The 15,491-nt window shown below is 62.0% G+C and carries 17 protein-coding genes; 3 read left to right on the top strand and 14 right to left on the bottom strand.

Going from position 1 to position 15,491, the window contains the following annotated elements; all coding sequences use genetic code 11:
- Window position 1 precedes the first annotated feature (1 nt).
- The 8 genes from GB927_RS31470 to GB927_RS31435 form a co-directional block, all read right to left on the bottom strand.
- Window positions 2–586, bottom strand: coding sequence for a nitrous oxide reductase accessory protein NosL (locus GB927_RS31470; RefSeq protein ID WP_117372409.1), 585 nt, complete (start codon window positions 584–586; stop codon window positions 2–4).
- The gene (locus GB927_RS31465) at window positions 583–1,404 is read right to left on the bottom strand and encodes an ABC transporter permease (RefSeq protein ID WP_256121168.1); all 822 of its coding nucleotides are present in this window, start codon (window positions 1,402–1,404) and stop codon (window positions 583–585) included. The genes GB927_RS31470 and GB927_RS31465 overlap by 4 nt, the downstream gene beginning before the upstream one ends.
- Window positions 1,401–2,300: an ABC transporter ATP-binding protein gene (locus GB927_RS31460; protein ID WP_256121167.1), complete on the bottom strand. Its 900-nt coding sequence runs from the start codon at window positions 2,298–2,300 to the stop codon at window positions 1,401–1,403. The genes GB927_RS31465 and GB927_RS31460 overlap by 4 nt, the downstream gene beginning before the upstream one ends.
- Entirely contained in the window at window positions 2,266–3,594 is a 1,329-nt protein-coding gene (locus GB927_RS31455; RefSeq protein ID WP_256121166.1) for a nitrous oxide reductase family maturation protein NosD, read from the bottom strand. Before GB927_RS31455 ends, GB927_RS31460 begins: the two co-directional genes overlap by 35 nt.
- A 3-nt stretch (window positions 3,595–3,597) precedes the next feature.
- Window positions 3,598–5,526: a TAT-dependent nitrous-oxide reductase gene (gene nosZ, locus GB927_RS31450; protein WP_256121165.1), complete on the bottom strand. Its 1,929-nt coding sequence runs from the start codon at window positions 5,524–5,526 to the stop codon at window positions 3,598–3,600.
- Window positions 5,527–5,540: 14 nt separating this feature from the next.
- Window positions 5,541–7,700, bottom strand: coding sequence for a NosR/NirI family protein (locus tag GB927_RS31445; protein WP_256121164.1), 2,160 nt, complete (start codon window positions 7,698–7,700; stop codon window positions 5,541–5,543).
- 245 nt (window positions 7,701–7,945) lie between these two features.
- The gene (locus GB927_RS31440; protein ID WP_094542218.1) at window positions 7,946–8,248 is read right to left on the bottom strand and encodes a type II toxin-antitoxin system RelE/ParE family toxin; all 303 of its coding nucleotides are present in this window, start codon (window positions 8,246–8,248) and stop codon (window positions 7,946–7,948) included.
- Window positions 8,245–8,496: a type II TA system antitoxin, ParD family gene (locus GB927_RS31435; protein WP_094542217.1), complete on the bottom strand. Its 252-nt coding sequence runs from the start codon at window positions 8,494–8,496 to the stop codon at window positions 8,245–8,247. The genes GB927_RS31440 and GB927_RS31435 overlap by 4 nt, the downstream gene beginning before the upstream one ends.
- A gap of 50 nt (window positions 8,497–8,546) precedes the next feature.
- On the opposite strand from GB927_RS31435, the gene GB927_RS31430 reads away from it, so the two are divergent.
- From GB927_RS31430 to GB927_RS31420, 3 genes are read left to right on the top strand one after another with little or no spacing between them, the layout of a single operon-like run.
- Window positions 8,547–9,869 carry a multicopper oxidase family protein gene (locus GB927_RS31430; protein ID WP_256121163.1) on the top strand — a complete coding sequence of 441 codons (1,323 nt, stop codon included), beginning with the start codon at window positions 8,547–8,549 and terminating at the stop codon, window positions 9,867–9,869.
- A 31-nt stretch (window positions 9,870–9,900) separates the two neighbouring features.
- The gene (locus GB927_RS31425) at window positions 9,901–10,377 is read left to right on the top strand and encodes a cupredoxin domain-containing protein (RefSeq protein ID WP_256121162.1); all 477 of its coding nucleotides are present in this window, start codon (window positions 9,901–9,903) and stop codon (window positions 10,375–10,377) included.
- Between the two features lie 18 nt (window positions 10,378–10,395).
- Window positions 10,396–10,680, top strand: coding sequence for a copper-binding protein (locus GB927_RS31420; protein ID WP_077546222.1), 285 nt, complete (start codon window positions 10,396–10,398; stop codon window positions 10,678–10,680).
- A 38-nt stretch (window positions 10,681–10,718) separates the two neighbouring features.
- Here the strand turns inward: GB927_RS31420 and GB927_RS31415 are convergent, their stop codons facing one another.
- The 6 genes from GB927_RS31415 to GB927_RS31390 form a co-directional block, all read right to left on the bottom strand.
- Complete coding sequence (locus GB927_RS31415; protein ID WP_052821447.1) at window positions 10,719–11,087, bottom strand: hypothetical protein; 369 nt, start codon at window positions 11,085–11,087, stop codon at window positions 10,719–10,721.
- Window positions 11,088–11,212: 125 nt separating this feature from the next.
- The gene (locus GB927_RS31410) at window positions 11,213–11,644 is read right to left on the bottom strand and encodes a c-type cytochrome (protein WP_037094849.1); all 432 of its coding nucleotides are present in this window, start codon (window positions 11,642–11,644) and stop codon (window positions 11,213–11,215) included.
- Window positions 11,645–11,785: 141 nt separating this feature from the next.
- Window positions 11,786–12,220, bottom strand: coding sequence for a c-type cytochrome (locus tag GB927_RS31405; RefSeq protein ID WP_037094846.1), 435 nt, complete (start codon window positions 12,218–12,220; stop codon window positions 11,786–11,788).
- Complete coding sequence (locus GB927_RS31400) at window positions 12,217–13,701, bottom strand: multicopper oxidase family protein (RefSeq protein ID WP_037094843.1); 1,485 nt, start codon at window positions 13,699–13,701, stop codon at window positions 12,217–12,219. Before GB927_RS31400 ends, GB927_RS31405 begins: the two co-directional genes overlap by 4 nt.
- 75 nt (window positions 13,702–13,776) lie before the next feature.
- Window positions 13,777–14,178, bottom strand: coding sequence for a hypothetical protein (locus tag GB927_RS31395; protein WP_094542215.1), 402 nt, complete (start codon window positions 14,176–14,178; stop codon window positions 13,777–13,779).
- Window positions 14,179–14,248: 70 nt separating this feature from the next.
- The gene (locus GB927_RS31390) at window positions 14,249–15,388 is read right to left on the bottom strand and encodes a YncE family protein (protein ID WP_256121161.1); all 1,140 of its coding nucleotides are present in this window, start codon (window positions 15,386–15,388) and stop codon (window positions 14,249–14,251) included.
- Window positions 15,389–15,491 lie beyond the last annotated feature (103 nt).

The raw sequence follows: 15,491 nt of genomic DNA, 5'->3' as shown, positions 1-15,491 counted from the left end.
GTCAGCCTCCGGCTTTGTTGGGCAGGGCACGCAGGCGGCCATCGAAATCCGCATCGTCGTCGTTCCCCTGGTCCGCCCCGGCATCGACCGGCGCGAGAACCATGTCATTGGTGATGTCGGCGAGCGTCAGCACGCGGCCGCCCTCGGCGCGAACGAAATCCTCGGCGCGCTCCCGGCTGGAAAACGGAACCGCTTCCGGCGCCCCCATGCCGCCCGCACGCGCCGAGCCGAGAACGTAGAAAGCCTTGTCGGCGGCGATCCAGTTGCCATCGCCGGGGCGGCCCCAGGTCGCACCTGCTTTGCCCATGTCGTTGACATAGACGGCGAGGATCGGCGAGACCTGCTCGGGGCCGCGCATATAGGCGATGGCATCGCGCACCTGGCTGAAGAACAGCGGCGCGGCGTTGCCTTCGAGGAAAACCTGCGCCTTCGGGCCGGGATGCTCCAGGAGGTTCATTTGGCAATAGTGACCGAGGGTCTCCGGCGTCATGTCCTGCGGCGTCGTGCTCTGGGCCACCTCCTCCTTGCAGGCGGAAAGCAGCGCGAGGGCGGTGACGAACAGGGCTGAACGAAGCGAAATCCTCATGGTGTCACCTTACGGAAAGCCGTCACGGCAAGCGCGATGGCGGCGAGCGGCCATACGAAGAGCGAAGCGGCCGATTGCCAGAGCGGAATGGCGCCCGCCGCACCGCCAATGCCGCCGGCCGCCGCAACGGCCTCCGCCGCCGAGAGATTGAAGACGCGGAAGGCATCGGCGGGATTGGCAAGCAGGGCAACCGGCAGCGCCTGCGTGGTGAAGGCACCGCCGCCATCCGAGACGATCAACGCAAGCAGCGCGAGGTCGTAGAGCACGACCGCCACGAGCCAGAGCGCGATGGCAAAACCGGCGGCTCCGGAGGGCCGACGCGCCAAAGCCGAGAGCGCATAGCCCGCGCCGAGGAAGGTGGCCCCGAGTAGGACCGAAGACCAGATCAGTCGCCACAGCGAGCCAAGCCCCCTGATCGCCTCGGCATCGGACCAGACGGCGACCAGCGCCGCCGCGCCGTAACCGAGCGTAACCGCGAGTGCGAGGATCACGAGATGGGCGAGCAGCTTGCCGAGCAAAATCTGGAGGCGCGAGACGGGATAGGTGAGCAGCAGCGGCAGTGTTCCGCGTTCCACCTCCCCCGCCACCGCGTCAAAGCTCATCAGGAGCGCGAGCAGCGGCACGAGATAGACAGCAAGCGAGGTGAGCGAGGCGACCGTCACCGAGAGCCGGTTCACGCCGACATCCCCCGTCGGCGCGGCACCGGCGGCGGCGAGCACCAGCGCAAACAGCACCATCATGCCCGTCGCGATGGAGACCCAGCGATTGCGGAAGGCGATGCGGAATTCCGAGATCGCGGTGGCGAGGATGCGGTTCATTGCCCGTCCCTCCGGCTGAAATGGCTGTAGATATCTTCGAGGCTCGGCGGGATCACATCGAGGTCGGCGACGTCGCCCCCGAGCGCGGATATGCGGGCCAAGAGCGGCAGCTTTTGCGCCTGCGCGCAGGAAAGGCGCAGAAGCCCATCCCCGCTCGCAACGGCCTCTGGAAAGGCGGCCACCAGAGATGGCGCACGGTCGGATGCAGGGCGAACGAGAAGGGAGACAGGCAGTGCCGCGCGGGCCCGCAGATCGGCGAGCGTGCCCTCAGCCACCAGTTCGCCCCCCGAGAGGATAAGGATGCGGTCGGTGCGCGCCTCCACCTCGGTCAGCACGTGGGAAGAAAGCAGGATCGCGGTTCCCTCGGCGGCAAGGCCGTCGAGAAGATCGTAGAAATCGCGCCGCGACACCGGATCGAGGCCCGACGTGGGCTCATCCAGCACGAGGAGACGCGGGCGGCCGATCAGCGTCTGCGCGAGGCCGATACGCTGGCGCATGCCCTTGGAATAGGTGCCGATGCGTCGGTGCGCCGCCTTCTCCAGCCCGACACGGGCAAGAAGCACCATGGCCTGCTTCGGGTTTTCCCCGCGCAGTGCAAGATAGTGGCGAAGCTGCTCCTCTCCGGTCAAAGCGGGGTGGAAGGCGGCGTTTTCAGGCAGATAGGCCACCTGCGCGCGCGCGGCCGGCGAACCGGGCGCCATGCCGCAAACCGTGACGTCGCCGCCGTCATAGGGGATGAGGCCGAGGACGATCTTCATCAAGGTCGATTTGCCCGCGCCGTTGTGGCCGAGCAGCGCCGCACGCCGCCCCGCTTCCAACGTCAGTGAAACGGCCTTGAGCGCCTCCACCTCGCCGAAGCGCTTAGTGAGCCGAGAGATTGTCAGGGTCGGTGTCATCATAATTTCCTTCGGCCCAGCGACCGGCGGCTTCGGCTTCGTAGCCGAGGATTTCGGGCGGGACGGATATGGTGAGAGGCCGCATCAGCGGCGCGCTGTCGCGTACGCCGCCGGGCAGCGTCGCAGGAAAGTCCCGCTGGCTCCAGCGCACGAGCTGCACGGCGGGCGAACCGATGAGCAGGCTGGCCGCCGGCTGCGACCAGAGGATCTGGTCCATCAGATCGTTTGGGCGATAGAAACTGTCGGCGATGCCGTCGCCATTGAGGTCGAAGGCGGGGTGGTCGGACCAGAAATTGCCCCTGCCCTCATGGCTCCATTCCATGTTGCGGGTGCCGACATATTTCACCTGCTCGCGGTTGGCGATGAAGGCATTGCCGGTCAGCACATTCTTCTCGGACCCGGCGGTGAAGTGGATGCCGATGCCGCAGCCCTCGAAGCGGTTGTTCCAGATCAGGTTCTTGTGGGCGTTGTAGATGAAGAGGCATTTCTTCGTGTCGCCGCGCACCAGATTGCCGGTGACGTCGGCATTGTTGGCATAGTTCAACATCAGCCCGTGTTCGCGGTCGCCGAGGCTCAGATTGTTGAGGATCTTCGCCTTGTTGGAGAACATGATTGCGAAGCCGAGATGGTTGCCGATCGAGATATTGCTGGAAACCTCGGTGTTGCGGGTGTACATGAAATGCACGGCAAAACGCAGGTCGCGCATGACATTGCCGCGGTAGATGCTATCGGCGCTGGCATTGGAGAAGATGCCGTCACGGCCATAGCGGATGACATTGTTCTCGAGCAGCGTACCTGGGCTGTTCCAGACATAGATGCCGTTGCCGCGCTCGTTCATGCGCGGGCTGTCGGTCCCGATAATCTCGTTTCCGCTGATGGCGGCATCGTGGCCGCCATGCACGTCGATGCCGTGCATGTTTCCGGTGACGAGCAGATTCTCGATGCGTGCCCGGTCGGCACCCTCCAGGATTTTCACCCCGGCATCGAGATCCTGGTTCACGCGGCCCGAACCGGTGACGGTGAAGCCCGTCAGGGTCACGTCGGCAGCGGAAATCGTCATCACGCTGCCCCGCCCCTGCCCGTCCAACAACGCACTGCGGGGACCCGAGATGGTGAGCGATCGGTCGATGACGACGGGGCCGGCATAGACCCCGTCGTCAAGAACAAGCACATCGCCGGGTGCAGCCCCGGCGATGGCGGCTGCGAGGCTGCCCGTACCCGGCGCAACGGCACGCTCCGCCGCCGCAAGCGGCGAAGCGAGAAGAAGGCCGATGAGAAAAACGGACAGCCGCATCGTTCAGGCGCCCTTCGGTTCCACGAACATGCGCCCGCGCATCTCCATGTGCAGCGCGTGGCAGAACCACTGGCAATAGTACCAGTAGACGCCTGCATTGGCCGCGACGAAGGTGACCGAACTCGTCATCTGCGGTCCGACCTCCATGGCAACGCCGTGGTTGCCCATGGTGAAGCCGTGCGTCAGGTCGTCGATCTCGTCGAGATTGGTGACGATGACCGTAACCTCGTCGCCCTCCTTCACCGTGAAGCTTTCCTGGCTGAAGCTCGGTGCAACCGACGTCATATAGACGCGCACCTTGTTGCCGTCGCGGATGACGGCATCGGTCCACTCGTCGATATTGACGCCGTCGGCCTCGGCCTGCTTGCGGGTTTCGGCCCAGAGCGGATCCTTGCGATCCCACACCGACTTTATGTTCGGCAGGATCGAGGGAGCGACGGCGATGGCGTCATGCGGCTCAGCAAAGTTCGGGCCGTCATGCACCAGCACCATCTTGTCGCCGGAAATGTCGATCAGCTGGTCGTTTTCCGGCTTTAGCGGCCCGACATTCAGGAAGCGGTCCTTGGAGAACTTGCACAGGCACACCAGCCAGTCGTTGGTGGCATCCAGCGTCTCGCCCATCACCGTCTTCAGGTGGCCGGGCTGATACTGGACATCAAGCTTGTCCTTGATCGGATTGATCTTTTCACCGGCATAGGCACGGATGGCCTCGTCGATGTTCCACTTCACCACCTGGCTGTCGAGGAAGAGCGAGGTGTAGGCGTTGCCGCGGCCGTCGAAGGCGGTGTGCAGCGGCCCGAGGCCGAGTTCCGGTTCCGCCACCACGGCGCTGCGCGGTTCGGCATTGTCGTAGAAGATCGCGTCGAACTTGGTGACGTCGAGCACGGTTACGGTCGGCGAGAGCTTGCCGGCCACGCACAGGTGCTTCTTGTCCGGCGCCATGTTGCAGCCGTGCGGGTTGTTGGCGATCGGGATGTAGCGGGTGAAGAGCGACTTGGCGTCTTTGCGGCCGTCCACGACCTTCACGCCGTTGATCTCTTCATATTGACCGGCGGTGATCGCCTTTTCGATCTCGGCGAGATTGAAAACGACGACATGGTCCATCTCGGACTTGGTCATCTCTTCCAGGGACATGCCCATTTCCGAGTTGTAGCAGGTCGAGAAGGCCCACTTGCCTTCATAGTCGGCATCGCAATTGTCGAGGTTGCCGGAGACCTTCACCTGCCAGGCGACCTCCCACTTGTCGGCATCGACGGCGGTGAAGATGTTCACATAGGTCGAGACGTCGGTCATGGTCGAGCCGTCGTTGACCAAGGGCGCTTCGTCCTCGCCATTGCAGAAGACGTAGTTCGAGCGCGGCCATTTTTGTGGCCGCAGGCCGTGGATGCCCTTGGCGTTCGGAATTTCCAGGATGGCATCGGTCTTCATCACGTCGCAGCGCACGCGCGCCACGCGGGTATTGGCCTTGTCGTTCATGAAGAGATAGCGGCCGTCATACTTGCCCTCGGTGAAGGACATGTGGACGTGGTGCAGGTCGCCATTGTCGTGGATGTGCTTGCCGTTCGCAGCGAGTTGCTTCTTGGTCTTCTCCGTCATCGTGCGCTGGTGGATGCGGATCGATTCATTCGTCTGGCCCCAGCCGGTGGCCGAGCAACGATTGAACACCGGCACCCGCATCAGCTCGCGCATCGAGGGGATGCCGAGAATGCGCATTTCGCCCGATTGTCCCGATGACCAGAAGCCGTAATAGTCGTCGAGCTTGCCGGGTGCGACGGAACCGTCCGCTCCGGCGGCGGCACGGGCCGGGGTGGCGAGACCCGCAGCCCCCAGGCCAAGGGCGGCCGGCCCCATCGTGCCGGCAAGAACGGCCGTCCCTGCCGTGGCGCTGAAGAGCGCGCGGCGGCTCAGCCCCTTGTTTTCCTTCGATTCCATGATCGACTCCTTCTTCAGTTAACTTTTGCTACGGGTTGATGGATCGGCGCACCGCCCGGGCTCGCCGCAAGCTTGGCCCGCGACTTCATCTTCTTGATCACGACGGGGCACATCGTTTCGGACTGGTAGAGAACCTGGCAGTGCAGACAGTTGATGCACTCGTTCGGATTGATCTCGCCGGTCTTGTGGATCGCCTGCACCGGACATTGGATCGCGCAGGTCTGACAGGGGCTTCCGCATTCGTGATAGCGCTTGAGCCAGTCGAACATGCGCATGCGAGCGGGGATGGCGAGTGCGGCGCCGAGCGGGCAGAGATAGCGGCAGTAGAAGCGCTCGACGAAGAGCCCGGCCACCAGAAGCGCCACCGCATAGGCCACGAACGGCCAGGCGCGGATGAACTTCAGGATGATCGCCGTCTTGAACGGCTCGATCTCGGCCAGGTGCTCGGCCTGCTCGACGCTCATCAGCGATACGCCGAAAAGGCCAAGGAAGATCATATATTTGATCGGCCAGAGCCGTTCATGCAGCCCCCAGGGCAATGTCCATTGCGGGATGCCCAGCTTGCGGGCGATCTGGTTGGTCAGTTCCTGCAGCGCGCCGAAGGGGCAGAGCCAGCCGCAATAGGCCCCGCGTCCCCAGAAGAGCAGCGCGGCGGCAACGGCAAACCACAGGATGAAGGTCAAGGGATCGAGCAGGAACGCCTGCCAGCTGAAGCCGGTCACCAGGCTGCCGAACAGCGCCATCAGGTTGACGACCGAAAGCTGCGCATTGGCATACCAGCCCAGGAAGACCAGCGTCACCGTCAGGAAGGCGATGCGGAAGATGTAGAACCCCTTGGCGTTCTTCACCGCATAGCTCTGGAAGAAGAAAACCCCGGTCAGCACCACCAGCATGGCGCCGAGCACGACGATCTTCAGCTTGGAATCCTGCCAGATGCGTTTCCAGAGATCGGCCTGCGCCGCTCCCTCGCCACGGTCGGCGACGGCGACAGCCTCCTTCACCGGCGGCGCCACGGCGCGGAGATATTTCTGCGGCAACTGATAGCCGAGATCGAAGGTATGGAAGACCTTTTCGATCGGCCCGACCTCGCGGTGCGCCAGAAGCTGGATGCGGAAGGGTTTGGCCGGATCGAAACCGAGACCCGCAGGAATGCGGAACAGGTCCATCTCGGTGAATTCTGGCGCACCGGCAAGCGCGATGCCGCCAAGACGGCGATGATCACGGTCGCGGAAGCGCACGGACACGTCGTCCTGGATCAGTACGATGCGGTCGAAGATGCCTCCGCGCACGTAGCCCGAGCCCTTGAAGGAATAGAGGCCGCGCGCCATTACGGCGATGGCGTTTTCGCCATCTTTCAGCCAGCCTTTGAGATTGACCTCCTCGGCGGAGCCGAGCAAAGCGCCGCCGATTGCCGGAACGGAGACCAGCGCCGCCTGCATGTCGATGAAGGTCGTTTGCGGCGCTTCGGCAATCGCCCGCTCACGCGCCCGTTCATCGGGATGCGCCGCGAAGGCGCCATTGACCTGTGCCACGTCGAGCGAAAGCCGGCGCAGCGTCCCGTCGCCCTCGGCCTCGGTCCAATCGGTTGGCGCGGTAGCCGCAGGATCGATCTCGAAACGCGGACCGGCCTTGTCCGCTTCGGGCGCAAGACCGCCGAGACCCAGCGCCCGTGCGACCTTCAGGCCCGAACGGACGATCGAATCGTCGATCACCATCACCGTCACGGTCGCGCCGGAGATGATATCCACCTCATGCGCCGTGCCGCCGGATTTCGCCTCTGCGACGAGGTCGAGCCCGGCATAGCCGGCCACCAAAGCCTTCACCTTGGCATCGGGAATGCCGATGAGCACGATGGGCTCGGAATGCTTGACGAGGCGCACGCCGATGATCTTCGCATCCGTCCCTACAGCCACGAGCGTATGGATCGGCTTGCCGGAATAGCCGGTCGTGCCGACAAAATCCGAGGTGACGAAGACCCAGGCGACCGTCTTGCCACCCTGCAACACCGGTGCCACCGCGATATCGTCGCGCACCGCGCCGAAGCCATCCGCGCTCGGCACGAGATCGGAGGCCGTCGTGCCCGGCAGATAGTCTTGCAGCACCGTGCCGGCCTTCGCGGAGAAGGCGAAGAACAGGCTGGCACAGAGGAAAAAGAAGAGACGAACGAATTTCATTCCAAGGCATTCCCGCAGATGGTTGCGGGAGCATTGGAGTGTTCATGGCAAGCGGTCGTTGACTTGCGTCAAACAAATGGCAACTAGTCCGGCCACGTCAGCGTATAGCGCAGCTCTCGAACGCAGATACTCTGTCTTAAGCTCTTGAAGGGATCCGAACCGACGACACCTTTTTGATCGCTCGAAGACAAGGGCTTATCTAGCACGCGCGCAGGAGTTCCTCCCGTCGTGAAAACATCACTCGTTTAGACGGTCAGCCAACGCCTCATGAGATCCATTCGTTCGTGAAGAATCGCTACGATGAGAGCGGGCGCATGTTCTCGAGGCAGACAGAAGAAGTAGTGGTGCTGGCATCGCGCCATCCGCAGCGCCGGATAGAGTGCGCTCAGATCCTTGAAGGGAACTTTGCCCGCGGCAATGTCCTCCATTCCTCGCTCCAAAGCCGAGACGTAGTGACGTACCTGGGCGGCACTCCATTGTGTCCGTGTGTAACGGATTACCGAGCGAAGATCGGATTCTGCCTCTGCGGTCAGGATGTAAGCCGTCAAGCGCGACCTTCGGCGATCTCCTCGTCGAGGATCTCACCTACGGTTTTGGTCGACAGTTTTCCGGCGAGCCCCTCACTGATGCGCGTATTCATCAACGTCTTTAACTCTTCCCAGGCCAGCTCTCCCTCGACGTCGCCAGGAAACAGGCGCTCAAGTGCGTACTGCTTGATTGTCTTGCCCTGCAGAGCGGCTAGCGCTTTGAGGCTTTGATGTTGTTTGTCCGTTATGTCGATCGTCAAGCGGCTCATTTCACATACTCCCGAAGTGACGGACCCACATTAGCACATATGTGGTTTAGTTGCCACCATTGCAGCGTTATCGTAAGACCTGGGCGCAAACGTCCAACATGGGCTTGCCGGAAGCCGGTCTCATGGACTCGGCGGCCACGCAAACCCCGGTAAAGCCGACGGTCGGCCCAGATTACAATCCGGTCGTCACCCTCAACGGTTGGACCTTGCCGTTCCGAATGAACAACGGGGTGAAGGAATTCCACCTCGTTGCCGAGCCGGTGGAGCGGGAGATGGCCGAAGGCATGACCGCATATCTTTGGGGGTACAACGGCCAGTCACCGGGTCCGACCATCGAAGCAGTCGAAGGCGACCGGGTTCGCATTTTCGTGACCAACAAGCTGCCGGAGCACACGACCATTCATTGGCACGGTATGATCCTGCCGTCGGGGATGGATGGTGTTGGCGGGCTGTCGCAGCCTCACATCCCCTCTGGCAAGACCTTCGTTTACGAGTTCGATCTCGTGAAATCCGGCACCTTCATGTACCACCCGCACTCGGACGAGATGGTACAGATGGCGATGGGGATGATGGGCTTCTTCGTCATCCATCCCCGGGACCCGAAGTTCATGCCGGTGGATCGGGATTTCGTCTTCCTGCTCAGCGCCTATGACATCGATCCGGGAACATACGTGCCCCGGATCATGGAAATGACCGACTTCAACCTCTGGACGTTCAACACGCGCGTCTTTCCAGGGATCGATCCGCTCGTCGTTTCCAAGAACGACAGGGTTCGTGTTCGCGTCGGTAACCTGACGATGACGAACCATCCAATCCACATGCACGGCTACGATTTCGAGGTGACCTGCACCGATGGCGGCTGGGTCAGGCCGGAGGCGCGCTGGCCCGAGGTCAGCATCGACATCCCTGTCGGTGCGATGCGCGCCTACGAGTTCGACGCGAAGTACGTCGGCGACTGGGCGATCCATTGCCACAAGTCGCATCACACCATGAATGCCATGGGTCACGAGATCCCGACATTCATCGGGGTCGACAAGAAGGAGGTTGCAAAAAAGATCAGGCAGATCCGTCCCGAATACATGCCCATGGGGACGGCCGGCATGGCGGATATGGGCGAAATGTCGATGGAAATACCGGAGAACACCGTCCCCATGATGACCGGGTGGGGTCCCCACGGCCCGATCGAAATGGGCGGCATGTTCTCCGTGGTGAAGGTCCGCGAGGGTATCTCAGCGGACGACTACAGCGATCCGGGTTGGTACGAGAACCCTCCCGGCACGCAGGCGTGGGAATGGACCGGGAGCTTGCCCGAGCCTGTCAAAGCGAAAGATGCCAAGACACAACTTCCGTCTGGCCATTCCAATCACGGTTAACTTCCTCCCAGAAACGACAAAGGAAACGATTATGAAACGCATTCTAGTTGGTCTGCTACTCTCAACGTTTGCCACCGCTGCTTTTGCATCCGGTTCGCATGAGGGCGGTCATGGCGAAATGGCCGTTGGCGAACCCGGTGAAAAGGCCAAGGCGTCCCAGACCATCCGTGTCACGATGAAGGAAACGGATGACGGCAAGATGATCTTCACACCAAGCACCTTCAAGGTCCGCCAGGGCCAGACCGTTCGCTTCGCGATCAAGAATGCGGGCGAGGTCGATCATGAATTCGTGCTCGACCAGGAAGACAAGATCATGGAGCACAAAGCCGTGATGGAGAAATTCCCGGAAATGGAACACGAGGATCCGAACGCCATTCGCTTCGCGCCCGAAAAATCCGGCGAGATCGTCTGGAAGTTCACCAACGACGGCGTGTTCAAGATCGCCTGCCTCGTTCCCGGTCACTACGATTCCGGCATGCACGGCGACGTCACGGTCGCGAAGAAATAAGGAGCAACAGAAATGACGATGAAAGCTATCACAAGAATCACACTCGCCGGCGCCGTCGCCTTCGCCTTCGGCACCGCCGCCTTCGCGCAGGAATTCACCAGCGGCACGGTCAAGAAGCTGGACGAGAAGGCGAAGAAGGTCACGCTCATCCATGAAGAGCTGAAGAACCTCGAGATGCCGGCCATGACGATGGTATTCCAGGTCGCTGATGACGCGATGCTGGAAAAGCTCAAGGTCGGCGCAAAGGTCCAGTTCGTTGCCGAGCGCGTCAACGGAAAGCTGACTGTCACCCAGGTCAAGTGAAGCACAGGGCCGCGCTGGATGCAGCGCGGCCCCGTTCCTCATGAGACCGGCAGGAGGCAGAAGGTGCGCCAGAGATCCTGCTTCCAATCCCCCGGCTCGGGCGAATCCGACAGCATAAACTCTGATTGGCCGATCATGACGGCCTTCGGCGCGGCGCATCGTACCTTTGCAAGGTGGGCGCTGTGGTCGATGAATCTGATCTGACCCTCGGGTCCGCGCTCCGTGAGCGCGACTTGCACATCGAAATTATATTCCGGGTCAAGAGAGGTTGCCGCGACGGTCACGGACAGGCTGATGGTCGTTTCATCCGCGAAATAAGACGTATGAAACGGCTGATCCTCTTGGGCATTTGACGCCGACACCAGCAAAGCCAGAACGACAAATGCGCATGTTATGCCAGTTCGCATTGCACACCCCTCCCATAGGCGACTTGGCCGCCTCATCCTATCACACCACAACTCCACTCGCAGCCGCCCGATTTCCTCAAACCCGCCTCGACAGGTCTGGCAGGGTATCTCGCCGCCAATGCTCCTCAATTGATGCCGTTCGCCCGCTGAAGCTCGCGCACATAGGCCACGATCGTAGCGACGTCGGCCCTCGTCAGACCCGGCTGAGGAGGCATGTTTCCGAATTTCCAGTGATGCGCGCGCACGCCGTTGGCGACGGCCATTTCAAAGGCGTAGTCTCCGTGGTGAGAAGGTTCGTATATCCGATGGATGAGCGGCGGGCCGGCATCGGTTCCGGCCGCGTTCTTGCCGTGGCACGCTGCACAGACGGCGTTGAAAGCTCGTTCTCCCATCTTTGCGGTGTCGGACAATGACGAAGGCACGACAACCGACAATGCCGTCCCCTGGCCCGATACTCCTCTTCTGGCTTCGTCTTCCGATCCGGTTCGATTCCAAAGCGCAAAGCCCGCAACCGCTGCCGCGGCGACGAGCAGAGCGAAGACGTTTCTCTTGTTCATTTGTGAATCCTTATGTCTTTAGGCCGCCGAACACCCTCTCTGCCGCCATCAACTGCCGAACCCGTCGGCATGAATGTGGTGGTGGGGCGGCGCGCGATGGCGATGTGGGGCCACGAAATTGTTTTCGTGGCCTCCGGCGTGTCAGCCGTTCGAGATGCGGCGTTGGTAGTCTGCCTCTCGCTGCGGCCAGGTACTCTTGATGTAGTCGAGGACAGCCTCGATCTCGGCGGAGGTCAGAGCCTCCCGAAAGCTGGGCATGTCACTCTCGTAGCCACCGCCAACCACCGCGGCGGTCCCATCGGTGATGATTGCGAGGAGCTGCCTGTCCGAATGATGCCAGGTGTGACCGGTCTCGTCATGCGGCGGCGCCGGAAGGCGGCCGCTCGTGCCCGGGCTGCGCCAGTCGGGCTGGCCTTCGAGTTTCGTGCCGTGACAGCTCGCACAGTTCGCTAGATAGACTGCCCGGCCAAGGGCGATGCGATCGCTCGCCTCCTGACCGGACCGTCCCTTTCCGACCAAGATCGCACCGGCCGCCGCCAGGAGAGTTGCGGCGACCGCGATCCAGAGCGGTTTCATGCAGCGATCCTGAACTCGGTCATCATCCCGGTGGCCAGATGCGGCATATGATGGCAATGCAACATCCAGCTCGCGGCCTCGCCGGCATCAAGGGCAACAGTGACCATCGACATCGGCGGTATGTACACGGTATCGCGGCGCGCACCTTCGAAGCGTCGCCTGTTGATGCCAACAACCTGGAATGCATGCCCATGCAGATGCATCGGGTGCCCCATCATCGACATATTGTGGAACATCAGTTCCACCCGATCGCCGCTCGTTGCGGCAACCGGCCGATGCTTGCCCCATGTTGCTCCGTCGATGGTCCAGACATAGGGCTGCATCGAGCCGCCGAGCATGATCATGTGGCTTCGATCCACCGGACGGGCGGCAAGCGTGTCGACAGCGACCAGCCGTGACTCCTGAGACAAGTCCGTGTCGAAGGCCGGGGCGTCATTCGCTGAAAGGGAATCGATCCTGTCGATCGTGGCGCCCGCGGGGGCGAGAATAATGCCGGTCCTTTCACGTTCGCCCTCCCTGAGCGCCAGAATCGGCCATGCGCGGGTCTCATTTGGAAGGTCGATCTCCAGGTCGAGACGCTGCCCCATGGCCAGCCCGAACCGCGAACCCGCGACCGGCTGGACCTCATGCCCGTCGACGGCGACGAGCCGGGCTTGTGCTTCGCCCGTGTCGATCCAGAAAACGGTGGCTGCGGCTGCGTTGATGACACGGAGGCGAACCCGGCCGCCGCGTTCGACCTGAACGACATCGGGATCGGACAGGGTTCGGTCATTGGCGAGATAGGCATCCCAGTCGTAGTCGTTGAGATCCATCGCCATGTTACCCATATCCATGGCCATCGAGCCCATTCCCCCGGCCTCGCCCTGGTTCATTCCAGGCATGCCGCCATGGTTCATGCCTTGCATCGCGCGTGACATGCCGGCAGCGCCATGTCCATCAGCGCTTGCGCTGGTGATCTCTTCCAGCACTTCTTCCGGTGTCTTGAACGCGAAGTCGTGCAGGAACAGGACGACTTCCTGCCGATCGGCGGATAGGTCTTCTGCCCTCCGGACGATCAGCGGCGCGGCGAGCAATCGCATTTCCTGGATCGGCACATGGCTGTGCATCCAGTGCGTTCCGGGCTGGGGCGCGAAATCGAAGCTGCGCGTTTCACTGGGCTGAAGAAGCGGCTGCGGCATATCCGGGACGCCGTCCTGAGCGTTCGGGGGAATCTGGCCGTGCCAATGAATGATCGTGGACTCGGCGAGATCGTTGGTCAGATCCACCCGAAATCGCTCGCCCGGATCGAGGAGCAGCCCCTGCCCGTTGGGACCAGCAAGTCCGAAAACGGTGGCCGGTCGATTGTCTATATCGAGCGTGCGGCTGGTGGCGGCCAGGCGGATCGCAGCCGCGTCCTGGCCGTAGGCCCTGATGGGGAAATGGGATGCAGCAAGCATGGCTGCGCTGGCGGCGAGGAAGCCGCGTCGTGAAAAGGTCGTCATATTCGTCACCTCGGGACGATCTGTCCCGCCTGAAAGGTCCAAATGGATCGCAGCGGGATCAGCCCCGCCGCAGGCTCAGAGGAGGCGCGATATAGGAGGGCGATCATTCCGGCCGGGAGCTGCCGCAACGAAGACGGCATCCGGCGGGAAGGGATATTTTTGCCGCGAGCTGATTTGCTTTGCCGAAGTACGCACAACCGGAAGCCAGGCCGATATTCCGGCGCAGGCGAAGGTGCACAATCCGGCATCTGCTTTGCAGGATTTCCCTTCGCTGCAAGCGGCCATCGAAGAAGAGGCTTGCTCCATGTGCTGCGTCAGCGCGGCGCGTTCCAACATCCCGGACATGCGGGTCTCGTGTGCTTGAACGGCAAAAGAAGCAGCGGCAAGCGAGATGGTTGTAACAATGATAAGCAACGCGCGAAGCATGGGCAAAGAATAGAGCCTCGCCGACCCTTTGTCCATTGATGAAGCCTGCATGCCGGCCGTCCTGCTCATAGGTTTGAGGCTTAGGTCGTGCGGGGCGGCGAAGCGCCGCCCCGACGTTGCATCACTGCGCCTGATAGGTGACGCCGTTCGGTCCCTTGCCGACAGCATATGTCTTGACCACGGACTGGCTGCCGACGTCGATCTGGGAAACGGTCCCGGCCACGATGTTGGTGACGAAGACAAAGGCTCCGTCGGCAACGACCGTCACGCCGTGAGCGCCCTTGTCCGTCTGGATGGTCTTCACGACATTCCCGCCTACGACATCGATAACCGAGACCGTCTCATCCGGCTCCGTTTCGGTTCCCTGGTTCGCGACGTAAACCAGCCGGCCATCAGGCGTGGCGTAAACCTGGATGGGCGAACGGCCGACATTGATGCGTGCGATCACCTCGCGCGACTGCGTGTCGATAACGGCGACCTTGTTTTCATCGCGCAGCGAGACATAGACCCGCTTTCCGTCAGGTGTGAAGCCGACCTGGACGGGCGCAACGCCTACCTTGATCCTGGCAACTTCCGAAAGCGCCGTTGTGTCGATAACCGAAACAGTACCGTCCTGGACATTCGCGACATAGATGGCGCTTCCATCCGGGCTCATCCGCAGGCCGTGGGGGTAGTCGCCGGTGCCGACCGTGGCGACGACCTCGCCCTTGGCAAGATCAACGACCGACAAGCTGTCGTCTTCGGAATTCGAGACGTAGGCGCGATTGCCTTGCGCGTCTGCGATCACATGCGCAGGATGCCCACCCACGGGGATCGACGCCTTCACGCCGGAGGAAATATCGGCCGCGTCGAGGACGATCAATTGGCCTGCGACAGCGGCATCACCATGTCCGTCGCCGCCATGGCCAGCCCCATTGGACGCATGAGCGTCTTCAGCTTTGCCGGCGACCGGCAGGCCCACCGCCAGCACCAAATCTTTTCCCGATACGAACTGCACGTTGTGGGGCGTGATCGGGACCGGAACGATGTCGACCTTTTCCGTGGCAAGGTCGATGCGGCTAACGGTGTTGCCAAATTCATCGGCCGTATAGACGAAGCCGGTTGCAGCAGGCTCCGCTCGGACGGTGGCGGCGAACGGAATAGCAAGCACCAGGGCCGATGCCGTCGCGAAGGCCAGCATGGCCGCACGTCTGCGAATCGCGGTTGCTGTCAGGACTGCCGCGGTGATGGAAATCGAACGGGTCGAGTGGGTCTTTAACATGGTATTCAGCTCCTCGGCTCGCAGCCTTGCGGGCTGCTCGAGCACATCTTGAGGTGAGTTTGAAAAGTGGCCCGGCGTGCGGATACCGAAGACTTCCTCGCGT

Origin of the sequence: Shinella lacus, from assembly GCF_010994755.1 — a bacterium.
GTDB classification, from domain to species: Bacteria; Pseudomonadota; Alphaproteobacteria; order Rhizobiales; family Rhizobiaceae; genus Shinella; species Shinella lacus.
This window is presented reverse-complemented; position numbering and strand designations above follow the sequence as displayed.